Origin of the sequence: Kocuria tytonicola, from assembly GCF_003687455.1 — a bacterium.
In the GTDB taxonomy this organism is placed as follows: domain Bacteria; phylum Actinomycetota; class Actinomycetes; order Actinomycetales; family Micrococcaceae; genus Kocuria; species Kocuria tytonicola.
Window position 1 is genome coordinate 1 of record NZ_PHOA01000081.1, and the last position, 11,099, is coordinate 11,099.

At 68.0% G+C, this 11,099-nt stretch carries 10 protein-coding genes and 1 pseudogene; 3 read left to right on the top strand and 8 right to left on the bottom strand.

Annotated elements, in window-relative coordinates; genetic code table 11:
• Positions 1 to 127, top strand: a pseudogene (locus CWC38_RS12405) (IS5/IS1182 family transposase); the annotation flags it as partial.
• 366 nt (positions 128 to 493) lie between these two features.
• Here the strand turns inward: CWC38_RS12405 and qcrB are convergent.
• The 4 genes from qcrB to ctaE all read right to left on the bottom strand — a co-directional run bounded on the left by qcrB (position 494) and on the right by ctaE (position 4,816).
• The gene (qcrB, locus tag CWC38_RS08975; protein WP_121846425.1) at positions 494 to 2,161 is read right to left on the bottom strand and encodes a cytochrome bc1 complex cytochrome b subunit; all 1,668 of its coding nucleotides are present in this window, start codon (positions 2,159 to 2,161) and stop codon (positions 494 to 496) included.
• On the bottom strand, positions 2,161 to 3,255 hold the full coding sequence (gene qcrA / locus CWC38_RS08980; RefSeq protein WP_206059885.1) for a cytochrome bc1 complex Rieske iron-sulfur subunit: 1,095 nt from the start codon (positions 3,253 to 3,255) through the stop codon (positions 2,161 to 2,163). The genes qcrB and qcrA overlap by 1 nt, the downstream gene beginning before the upstream one ends.
• Positions 3,256 to 3,327: 72 nt before the next feature.
• Positions 3,328 to 4,119 (bottom strand): cytochrome bc1 complex diheme cytochrome c subunit, encoded by a 792-nt coding sequence (qcrC, locus tag CWC38_RS08985; protein ID WP_121846427.1) that lies wholly within the window; start codon positions 4,117 to 4,119, stop codon positions 3,328 to 3,330.
• Between the two features lie 58 nt (positions 4,120 to 4,177).
• Positions 4,178 to 4,816 (bottom strand): aa3-type cytochrome oxidase subunit III, encoded by a 639-nt coding sequence (gene ctaE, locus CWC38_RS08990; RefSeq protein WP_121846428.1) that lies wholly within the window; start codon positions 4,814 to 4,816, stop codon positions 4,178 to 4,180.
• 181 nt (positions 4,817 to 4,997) lie between these two features.
• Here ctaE and trpD point away from each other — a divergent pair, with 181 nt between their 5' ends.
• Complete coding sequence (trpD, locus tag CWC38_RS09000; RefSeq protein ID WP_121846430.1) at positions 4,998 to 6,053, top strand: anthranilate phosphoribosyltransferase; 1,056 nt, start codon at positions 4,998 to 5,000, stop codon at positions 6,051 to 6,053.
• Positions 6,054 to 6,207: 154 nt separating this feature from the next.
• On the opposite strand, the gene CWC38_RS09005 is transcribed toward trpD, so the two are convergent.
• The 3 genes from CWC38_RS09005 to CWC38_RS09015 form a co-directional block, all read right to left on the bottom strand.
• Positions 6,208 to 6,489, bottom strand: a complete 282-nt coding sequence (locus tag CWC38_RS09005) for an Lrp/AsnC family transcriptional regulator (RefSeq protein WP_206059886.1) — start codon at positions 6,487 to 6,489, stop codon at positions 6,208 to 6,210.
• A gap of 221 nt (positions 6,490 to 6,710) precedes the next feature.
• On the bottom strand, positions 6,711 to 7,178 hold the full coding sequence (locus tag CWC38_RS09010; RefSeq protein ID WP_121846432.1) for a DUF3054 domain-containing protein: 468 nt from the start codon (positions 7,176 to 7,178) through the stop codon (positions 6,711 to 6,713).
• 680 nt (positions 7,179 to 7,858) lie between these two features.
• Entirely contained in the window at positions 7,859 to 8,992 is a 1,134-nt protein-coding gene (locus CWC38_RS09015) for a YhgE/Pip domain-containing protein (protein WP_121846433.1), read from the bottom strand.
• A gap of 93 nt (positions 8,993 to 9,085) precedes the next feature.
• Between CWC38_RS09015 and CWC38_RS09020 the strand changes: the two genes are divergently transcribed.
• Entirely contained in the window at positions 9,086 to 9,730 is a 645-nt protein-coding gene (locus CWC38_RS09020) for a TetR/AcrR family transcriptional regulator (RefSeq protein ID WP_240625186.1), read from the top strand.
• Positions 9,731 to 9,844: 114 nt separating this feature from the next.
• Here the strand turns inward: CWC38_RS09020 and glgA are convergent, their stop codons facing one another.
• Positions 9,845 to 11,038 (bottom strand): glycogen synthase, encoded by a 1,194-nt coding sequence (gene glgA, locus CWC38_RS09025; RefSeq protein WP_121846435.1) that lies wholly within the window; start codon positions 11,036 to 11,038, stop codon positions 9,845 to 9,847.
• Between the last annotated feature and the right edge of the window lie 61 nt (positions 11,039 to 11,099).

Consider the following 11,099-nt stretch of genomic DNA (forward strand, 5'->3'; position numbering starts at 1 on the left):
CTACTGCCACCTCAAACAATGGCGCGCCATCGCAACCCGGTACGACAAACACGCTGTGACCTACCGCGCCGCCATCATCCTGCACTCCGTCATCACCTGGACGAAGGCTTTGTCAGACACGCCCTAGGTGGTACATGAAAAGCGGGTAGGACTGTCCGCGCAGGCGGGACCGCCGGTCCGCCTCGTGCGCCTGACCGTCGCGCCCCTCCGGCGATCACATGGGACCCGTTGCGACCCCACGGGGCCGGGGCACAGAGCGTTGTGAGCCCCGGGAAAGGCAGGGGGAGTGGTCCGGCTGGCGGGGGGCCCGGTGCGAGCAGGATGACGTGGTCAGGGACGCTACCTCTCCAGACCCCCGGGCCACCGACTCGTGACTGCCCACGAAAACCGTCAGGGAAGCCGGAGACCTTCATGAAGAGGGCGTGCGAAGGGCCCGTGACGATTGGTGGATCGTCACGGGCCCTTCAAGGGGGCAGAGCGCCTGCTCTGCCGACTACTTCTCGAGCTGGGCGGAGTGCGAACCCGCACCCACGGCGACAGGCTCGGCGTCGTGGTGGCCGTGGGCCGCCTCGAGCTCAGCCGGAGTCACCGGTGCCACGCGGTCCTCGAAGAACATGCGGCTCAGGCGGCCGCGCATCTTCTCACTGCCGGTGATCTTGCCCTTGGCGTTCGCCCGGGCAGGCTGGACCTGGTGGTCCTGGAAGTCCACCAGCTTGTAGCGCCGGTACTCGTCCAGGGGCTCGTGGACCTCCACGAACTCGCCGTGGGGCAGGGCCTGGATCCGGCCGGACTCACGCCCGTGGAGCACGATCTCGCGGTCCTTGCGCTGCAGGGACAGGCAGAAGCGACGCACGATGATGAATGCCAGGATGGGGCCCAGGAAGTACAGGGCACGCAGCCAGTAGATGACGTCGTTCACGGCCAGGTGGAAGTGGGTTGCAATGAGGTCGCCGGAGGCGGCAATCATCTGCACCGCGTAGAAGGTGACCCCCGCGGCACCCACCGCCGTCCGGAACGGCGCGTTGCGCGGACGGTCGAGGATGTTGTGCACGCGGTCGTCCCGGGTGACCCAGCGCTCGATCCAGGGCCACGCGAACATCACACCGAACATCCCCGCCATAGGGATCAGCGGCAGCAGGATGGCGAGCGGGATGGCCAGGCCGAACAGGTCGATCTCCCAGGAGAACGGCCAGGAGCCGGGCATGAGGCGCAGACCGCCGTCGGAGAACCCCATGTACCAGTCGGGCTGCGAGCCGGCCTGAACGGGGGATGGATCGTAGGGACCGTAGTTCCAGATCGCGTTGATCGTGGTGGTGCCTGCAATGGCAGCCAGGATGCCGAACACGATGAAGAAGAAGCCACCGGCCTTCGCCGCGTAGACGGGGCCCACGGGGAAACCCACCACGTTGTTCTCGGTGCGGCCCGGGCCGGCGAACTGGGTGTGCTTGTGGACGACCACCATGAAGAGGTGGACGACGATCATCATGAGGATCAGCGCGGGGATGATCAGCACGTGCACGATGTAGAGACGGCCGATGATCGCGTGGCCGGGGAACTCCCCGCCGAACATGAACATCGAGATGTACGTGCCGACCACGGGGACGGACTTGGCAATCGCGTCCGCGATGCGCAGGCCGTTGCCGGAGAGCACGTCGTCGGGGAGCGAGTAGCCAGAGAAGCCCGCGACGATCGCGAGGATGAAGAGCACGCAGCCCACCACCCAGTTGAGCTCACGCGGGCGGCGGAAGGCCCCCGTGAAGAAGACGCGCAGCATGTGCACGGAGAGCGCCATCACGAACAGCAGCGCTGACCAGTGGTGCAGCTGGCGCAGGAACAGGCCACCGCGGATGTCAAAGGAGATGTTCAGCGTGGAGGCGTAGGCCCCGGACATCTCGACGCCCTGCATGGGCACGTAGTTGCCCTGGTACTCCATGGAGGTCATGGTGGGGTCGAACCACAGTGCCAGGAAGGTGCCGGACAGCAGCAGGATGACGAAGCTGTACAGCGCCACCTCGCCGAACATGAAGGACCAGTGGTCCGGAAAGACCTTGCGGCCGAACTCCTTGACGATGGAGGAGCCACCCACGCGGGTGTCCACGAAGTTGGCAATCCGCCCGGTGCGGGTGGTGGGACGGTATTCGAAGTCACTAGATGTGGACATCACTTAGCCTCATCCTGCATGTCGTTGACGGCGAAGCCGCGCTGCGAGTAGGTGGGGCCCACGGGCTCGTGGAAGTCGCTGCGCGCCACCAGGTAACCGTCGGAGTCGACGGAGATGGGCAGCTGCGGCAGGGGCCGGGAGGCCGGGCCGAAGATGACCTCGCACTCGTTGGTGAGGTCGAACGTGGACTGGTGGCACGGGCACAGCAGGTGGTGCGTGTGCTGCTCGTACAGTGCGATGGGGCAGCCCACGTGCGTGCAGACCTTGGAGTAGGCGAAGATCCCGTCCACGTTCCAGTCCTTGCGCTCCTCGGACACGTTGACCTTGTCCGGATCGAGGCGCATCAGCAGAACCACGGCCTTGGCCTTCTCGTTGAGGTAGCCGTCCTCGTGGCTGAGGCTGGTGAGGTTCTCGGGAATCACGTGGAAAGCCGAGCCGAGGGTGACGTCGGACGCCTTGATGGGGGTGCCGGAGGGGTCACGCACGAGACGCACGCCCTGGTCCCACATGCTGTGGCGCAGCACCTTGAGGTCGGTGGGGCCGAGGTCCTTGAGCAGGCCGACGAAAGGCAGCGGCATCAGCACGGCAGCGCCGATGAGCGTGTTGCGCAGCAGGGGCCGGCGCTTCACACCGGACTCGTCGTAGATGGTGTTCAGGATGCCCTGGGCCTCGGCACGCTCGTCCTCGGTGCGAATGTCGTGGCGCTGCTCGACGATCTCGTGGTCCGGCATGAGCGTGCGGGCCCAGTGGACCACGCCCACGCCGATGCCGAACATGCCGAGGGCTATGCCCAGTCCGAGCAGCAGGTTCTGCAACCGCAACCGCGAGGTGGGCTCGGTGTTCACGGCGTCGTAGAGCGGGCCGTCCACGCGGATTCCGAAATAGGCCACGAAGAAGATCACGGAGCCGATCACGGAGAGCAGGAACAGCAGGACCACCTGATGCTCGGCTCGCTTGGCCGCCTTGGGGTCGACGTCCGTCACGCGGGGTCGGTGCGGTGGGAGTCCCGGGTTCGGGAAGTGCTCCATGTCCGCTCCGTCCGAGGTGACAACCGCCCCGCTCTTGGGGGGAGTGCCGTCACGATGGTCGCCCATGTGGTCCCTCATTCTTCTCTTGGTGCTGTGTGAATAGTGTCTAGGGTGCCGGCCAGTGGCCAGCCGGTGCTCTCAGGCGGAGCGGGAGGTCAGCCAGACCGTGAAGCCGATGACTACGACCAGACCGATGGTCCAGATGAACAGACCCTCGGAGACGGGGCCCAGGGAACCGAGGCTGAAACCGCCCACGGTGGTGTTGTTGTCGAGGGTCTTCAGGTACGTGATGACGTCCCGCTTCTCCTCGGGGGTGATGTTCGCGTCGTTGAACACCGGCATGTTCTGCGGGCCGGTCTGCATGGCCTCGTAGATGTGCTCTTCGCTCACGCCCATGAGGGAGGGGGCGAACTTGCCGCGGGTGAGGGCACCGCCCTGCCCGGCGGCGTTGTGGCACATGGCGCAGTTCGCCAGGAACACCTTGGCGCCTTCCGCAGAGTTGCCCTTGGAAATGTCGAGGTCTTCCTCGTCCGGGACGGAGGGACCCGCGCCGAGGGAGGCGACGTAGGCGGAGAGCTGCTTGGTCTGCTCCTCGTTGAACTGCTGGGGCTTGACCTGCGCCTGCGGGCCCTGCATCTGCATCGGCATGCGCCCGGTGCCCACCTGGAAGTCCACGGCGGAGGCGCCCACGCCGATCAGCGACGGGCCGGTCCCGGTGCCCTCCGCCTTCATGCCGTGGCACGTGGAGCAGTTGGACTGGAACAGCTTCTCGCCGTCCTGGATGTCCTGAGCCGAGTAGGTGGTGGTCTCGGCCTTGGCTTCGTTGGTGGTTGTGGCAACTGCGTAGAGTCCACCGGTCAGAAGCAAAGCCATGACCAACAGCGCCAGGGCTGCCATGGGATGGCGGCGCTTTTGTGAGAGTGCCTTCACGTCAAACGTTCCTTTAACTCGGGTCTAGAACTGGAATGGGCGGATGGTCCGGACCCGACTACTTGATGAAGTAGACCAGGATGAAGAGGACGATCCAGACGACGTCGACGAAGTGCCAGTAGTAGGACACCACGATGGCGGACGTGGCCTCGTAGTGCCCGAATCGCTTGGCGACGAAGGCACGGCCGATGATGAAGAGGAAGGCGATGAGGCCGCCGGTCACGTGCAGGGCGTGGAAGCCCGTGGTGATGTAGAAGGCGGAACCGTACGCGCTGGCGGCGATGGTGACCCCGTCGGACACCAGGGAGGCGTACTCGTAGACCTGGACGGACACGAACACGGCACCCATGAGGAACGTGAGGGCGAACCACTCGGTCATGCCCCACTTGGTGATCTGGAAGAGACCCCCGGTGCGCCGGGGCTGGAGCCGCTCCGCCGCGAACACGCCGAACTGGCAGGTCACGGAGCTGAGCACGAGCACCAGGGTGTTGACGGTCGCCATGGGCACGTTGAGCACCTCGGTGTTCTCCGACCAGACCTCGGGAGAGGTGGCGCGGAGGGTGAAGTACATGGCGAAGAGTCCGGCGAAGAACATCACCTCGGAGGACAACCACACGATGGTGCCCACGGAGGTGAGGTTGGGGCGAGTGATGCTCGCGCCCACCGGTTTGGCTGGGGTATGAGTCGCAGTTGTCACAGAGACATTATGTCGCCAAAACTCTCGGCGGACCAACCACCTGGGCGTTCGGGGTCCACCGTGTCGCCGGGCCCGCCCTCCCCGTTCCGCATCGGCGTCGGCGACGGGGGAGGTACCGGGGTGCCCCTCACCCGTGCCGTGGGCAGGTGCGGGGGGCGAGTCGCCCGGTAGAGTCGGGGATGTGAGTACTTCCAGCAGCCCCCGAGCACCGTTCCAGTGGCCCGATCTCCTCACCGCCCTCGCGCAGGGGGAGGACCTCACACGGGACATGGCGTACTGGGCCATGGACAGCATCATGGCGGGGGAGGTTCCGGACGCGGTCATCGGCGGTTTCCTGATGTCCCTGCGGACCAAGGGTGAGAGCGTCGCCGAGCTCAATGGACTGGCGGACGCCATGGTGGCACACGCGCGCCCCGTCTCCGTTCCCGGCCCCGCGCTCGACATCGTGGGCACCGGTGGTGACCGTCTCTCGAGCGTCAACATCTCCACAATGGCTGCCCTGGTCTGCGCCGGCGCGGGCGCGCGCGTGGTCAAGCACGGCAACCGGGCGTCGTCGTCCAAGTCCGGCTCCGCGGATGTCCTGGAGGCCCTGGGCGTGCGGCTGGACATGCCCGTGGACCTGGTGCGGCGCTGCGCCACGGAGGTGGGGATCACCTTCCTGTTCGCCCAGACGTTCCACCCGTCCATGCGCTTCGCCGCCGCCGCGCGCAAGGCCCTGGGAGTACCCACGGCATTCAACTTCCTGGGCCCCATCACCAACCCGGCACGCGTGTCCGCCTCCGCGATCGGCGTGGCCGACGCCGCCTTGGCGCCGCTCATGGCCGGCGTGTTCCAGAACCGGGGGGACCGTGCACTCGTCTTCCGCGGGGGAGACGGGCTCGACGAGCTGACGGTCACGGCGCCGTCGGCCGTGTGGGAGGTCCGCGACGGTGCGATCACGGAGCACACGGTCGAACCGCTGGAGTTCGACATGCCGCGCGCGAGCATTGCCGACCTGCGCGGTGGCGACGCCGCCCACAACGCGGGCGTGGTGCGCGACGTCCTCGACGGCGCCCGCGGTCACGTGCGCAACGCCGTGCTGCTCAACGCCGCCGCGGGTCTCGTGGCGGTTGCGGAGGCCTCCGACCAGCCGTTCGCGGAGCGGTTCGAGGCGGCCGTCACTCGCGCCGCCGACGCCGTGGACTCGGGGGCCGCGCGCGGGGCGCTCGACCGCTGGATCGCCTTCTCGGCCGCCTGACCCGGGGCGCCGGCACCGTTCGGGCCCCACGGTTCAGCGCTGCTCCACCCTCACGCCCCCGACACGATGCGGAGCCCGGCTGCACTGGACGACGACGCCGCTCGCCCCGTTGCCGGGGGAGCGGCGTCGTGCTGTTCGGGCTGGTGCGAATCCCTCAGTCGTCGATGCCGAGGGAGAACGCCGCGTCGAGATCGTGGGTGCTGTAGGTGCGGAAGGCGATGTTGGTGCTCGTGGACTCCACGCCCGGGACCTTGGACAGCTCGTCCGCAATGACGTCCGCGAGCTGCTCGTGCTGCTCCACGCGCACCAGGGCGATGAGGTCCCACTCGCCCGTGACCGAGTAGACCTCGGACACACCGCGGATGTCGGAGACCTGCTGCGCAACCTCGGGAATCCGGTCGGAGGAGGTTCTGATGAGGACGATGGCGGTGAACATGGCATTCCTTTCCACGGTGTCGTCCCAGAGTAGCGGTGACAGCCGGGGAAGATGTGGGCGGCTGGTCAGCGCCCGGTGGGCCCGGGGTGGCGGTCGAACAGCACGGGGGAGGGCTGCCGTGTGGGGAGCTTCTGGGCAATTCCGGGTCGCCGGTGATCCGACGGTGTGCCTGGGCAACAAGTGCGCGTTGCTCGCGACGGGGAGGTCGGGGGAATTCCGGCTCAGCGGCCTCGGGAGTGCAGCACTGCCGCGAGGACGAGCCGGTATCCGACCAGGAGGACCCCCAGGACCACGATGCTCACCACGACGAACGCCAGTGCGGTGCCCTGCCCGGTGAACGTTCGCAGCACCATGCCGCCCACCACTGCGCACAGCCACACCGAGACGCCCGTGGGGATCACCGCTGCGGGACGGTTCGCCCCGCGGCACGCGAGCGAACCCACGAGCGCGCCCACCATGAACGGCCACGCCGTGAGCAGCATGCCAGCCACGTCTTCCCCGTGGCTCGCGCGACCGATCGCGGCGAAGACCACCACCAGCACGAGGTCCACGACGAGGAAGATGGGCCAGCGGGACGCTGAGATGCGGGCCGCACGACGCTCGGGGGAGACGGGGTCAACCGCGCGCGATGCGGGGGGAGCAACGGGAGTGGGTTCAGGATGCGTGGACGGCTCGGATGCAGAGGTCATGGGGCTACTTTATCGCGCCCTCTACATGAACTCTGACTTTAAAGTCAAGGTAAAAATCTCGAGTCGGTATGCGTTGTTGAGAACGTCTGGCCGGCTTGGGTGGTGGGCCTGGGGGAAGGGCGTGCCAGATGCCACGATCCGCAGGTGGTCGGTTCCCGGCGGAGCTGCGGCCCCGCAGCGGGTCTGAACCAGGTTTTGTACCAGTCCGGACACGAGGGGATGGCCGGGGTGCGAAGCTGCGAAGCGAACCGTCGCACGGTACCCGCCTGGCAGGCATTCGCCATGCGACCTTCAGCACCTCGCGTGTCTGGGATGAGCGGGAGCAGGGAACGGACCGCCCACGGACGCGACCCTTGAAAGTCGCTCGGGAACAAGGGGTGGTTGGTGGCGAAACCCTGACATCCCCGTGACAACTACATGACCGATAATGTACATTATGTAAACTATGCGGGGCGAGGCGCTACGGGCCGCCCGTGTGCGCCTCCCCGGCCGTGTAGCCCGTGGCGGTCCGCGCGGCCAGGCCTTTCTGCCCCGCTCTCGGGCTGACCTCACCGGCTGCCGGCTCCTGTGCCTCCCCGGCGGTGCGCTCCGGCTCCGGGACGAGCTTCTCCGGTGGCGGACCGCGCACATCCCGTCCGGGTGCTCCGGTGCGGGGTGCGCGCGGTCCGCCGCTCGATCCGTCAGGCCTCCGCGGGCTGGGCCTGCCTCGGGGCCTCCGGCTTGCCGGTGAGCGAGGACTCGTTGCGGTGGTGACCCAGGAACGTGAGGACGACGCCCAGGGCGAGCCACCCGATCAGCGCCCAGATCTGCGCGGCGATGTTGGCCTCCGGGAAGTACGAGAGGTCACGCAGCACCGTTCCGGACAGACCCGGCACGAGCCACTGCCCGATCTCCCCGAACGGCGGCAGGATGAACTCCTTGGGTGAGGTCAGGGCCGAGATCGGGTTGCCGATGAACATGGTCAGGACGGCTCCCACGGCCAGGCCGGCGCGCCCGATCAGTGAGCTCAGGCCCACGATCACGGACGCCGTGGCCGCGATGCCCAGTCCGATGGCCGCCCAGTTGGCGAAGAAGTTGGCCTGCAGGATGCCGAACAGCCCCTGCAGGATGGCCGCCAGGACGAAGCCGCCGAGCACACCGTAGAGACCGAGCGCCAGCAGGTGCTTGCGCACGCCGGTCACCAGGGTGGAGATGAGGATGCCGCCGATCATTCCGCCCATGGTCAGGGGCAGTCCCGCTATGGCCAGCCCGCTCCCCCGCGGATCGTCCTCGGACAGTGGCACCACGTCCGTGGTCTTCACGGTGGGCGGTGTTCCGGCCTGCTGCTGCGAACCCTGCTGCGCCAGCCCCGCCATGCCGGCCGGGCCCTTGGCCAGTGCGCCCTTGATCTTCTCGAGCGCCTGCGTGGTGCCCTCGATGACCTTCTGGTCGATGCCGCGCTGCATGGTCGTCCCCACCGTGGTCAGCATCTGCGACGCCACGGGGCTGGCCGCGCTGGCCGTGAGGATCTCGGGCTGGGATCCGAGGACGATGCCGCCGTACACCTCGCGCGTCCTGATGCCGTTGAGCACGTCCTCGCGATCGGCCACCGGGTGCAGGTCCAGCAGGTTGTCGGGCATCTTCTCCGTGACGGCGTCGATCTGGTCCTGGGTCCCCACCACCGCGACCGGCAGGTTTTCCGTCCTGGAGGTGGCCGTGGGCCAGGCGAACGCCAGCAGGACGATCGACACCACTGCCGTGGCGATGAGCGCGGCCTTGATGCTCTTGAGCCAGTCCGGGCGCTGCCGGGGTTCTGGGGTCCTCACGTGAGACATGCGCGTCTCCTCTCACAAAGAATGAATGTTCTTGGAAAGTGTGGACCTCGTCCGGTACCCTGTCAAGAACGGTCATTCGTTTTGGAGGTTGATGTGCCCAAGGTCACTGAAGAGCACAGGGAGCAGATGCGGCGCCGGATCCAGGAGGCCGCCCTGGCGTGCATCGGACGCAAAGGGTTCTCCGCGGTGTCCATGGCGGACATCATTGCGGAGTCGGGGCTCTCCGCCGGCGCCGTGTACGTCTACTACAGGAGCAAGGACGAGCTCTTCCTGGATGCCAGCCGCGGTGTCATGCGGGACCGGCTCGGGACGCTGGGTGCGCTGCACTCCCGGCGCCCGCTCCCCCATCCGGCACGCGCCCTGGCGCTGGTGGTGGAGGACATTCCGGAGCGCGGGACGTTTCCGGGCCTACCGGTGCAGGTGTGGGGCGAGGCGGTGCGCCGTCCGGAGCTGCAGACCTCGGCCCGCGGCATCCTGGCGGAAGCCGCGTCCCACCTGCGTCGCTACCTCGCCGCGTGGCTGGCCGAGGAACGGGGGCTGCCTGAGGACGACGCCGCTCGGGCGGCCGAGCGGCTCTGTCCCGCCTTCATCGGGCTGGTCCAGGGCTACATGGTGCAGGTGAGTCTCTCCCCCGACGCGGAAGAGACCCACGGACGCTACTTGGCCGCGGTGGAGGGCCTGCTGGAGGGGATCCTCGCGGAGATCGGCCCGCGGCAACCAGAGAGCGCCCCGCGCTGAGCTCCTGCCCGCGCCGCCTCCTCCGGTGCGGCACGAGCGGGGCGCATGACGAGAACAGGTCCCTGGAACCAGGCGGTTCCAGGGACCTGTTCACCCGAGTCAGGGCTCGTGGTCTCACAGCACGGAGCGGTAGACCTCCAGCGTCTGCTGCGCAATGGACTCCCACGAGAAGTGCTCCTCCGCGCGGTGCCGGCCGGCTTCTCCCATGCTGCGGGCGCGCTCGGGATCGGAGACCACCTCGGTGAGCGCGGCGGCGAAGTCGTCCACGAACGCCTGGGGGTCCAGGGGGGTTCCCGTGCCGTCGGAGACCTGCGCGATGGGAACGAGGCGCCCTGTCTCACCGTCCACCACGACCTCGGGGATCCCTCCGGTGGCGGATGCGACGACGGCCGCTCCGCACGCCATGGCCTCCAGGTTCACGATGCCCAGCGGCTCGTAGACGGAGGGGCAGGCGAACGCGGTGGCGTGGGAGAGGATCTGGATGACCTCCCGGCGGGGCAGCATCCTCTCGATGAGCACCACGCCATCCCGCTCGCTCCTGAGCTGGTCGATGAGGCCGTTGACCTCCGCGGCGAGCTCCGGGGTGTCCGCGGCGCCGACGCACAGCACGAGCTGGACCTCCGGCGGCAGCTGCAGGGCGGCGCGCAGCAGGTAGGGCACACCTTTCTGCCGGGTCACGCGGCCCACGAAGACCACGGAGGGGCGCGCGGGGTCGATGCCGTACTCGTCCAGCACGTCCGTGCCCTCGTCGCGGTTCCACTGGGAGACGTCGATGCCGTTGTGCACGGTGCGCACCCGCTCGGGGTCCACTGCGGGATAGGAGCGCAGGATGTCCTGGCGCATCCCTTCCGACACGGCGATGATCGCGGCGGCGGCCTCGTAGGAGGTCTGTTCGGAGAAGGAGGAGACGCGGTAGCCGCCGCCGAGCTGCTCCGACTTCCACGGCCGCAGCGGCTCGAGGGAGTGGGCGGAGAGCACATGGGGGATGTCGTACATGAGAGAGGACAGGTGCCCGCCCATGTTGGCGTACCACGTGTGGGAGTGCACCAGGTCCGCACCCGCGACGTCCTGGACCATGCTGAGGTCCACGCCGAGGGTCTGGATCGCGGCGTTGGCATCGCCCAGCTCCGCGGGCACGGGATAGGCCGTCACGCGGGCGCCGTGGAAGTCCGGCTCCCGGGGCTCGCCGAAGCAGCGGACGTTGAGGTCCACGAGCGGTGCCAGCACGCGGGACAGCTCGGCCACGTGCACCCCCGCTCCCCCGTAGATGGCGGGCGGGAACTCTTTGCTCAGGATGTCTACTCGCACAGGGCGAGCGTACTGCACCCGGCGGCGGTGCCCCAGGCCTGCGAGCGCCCGGGCCGGGCCC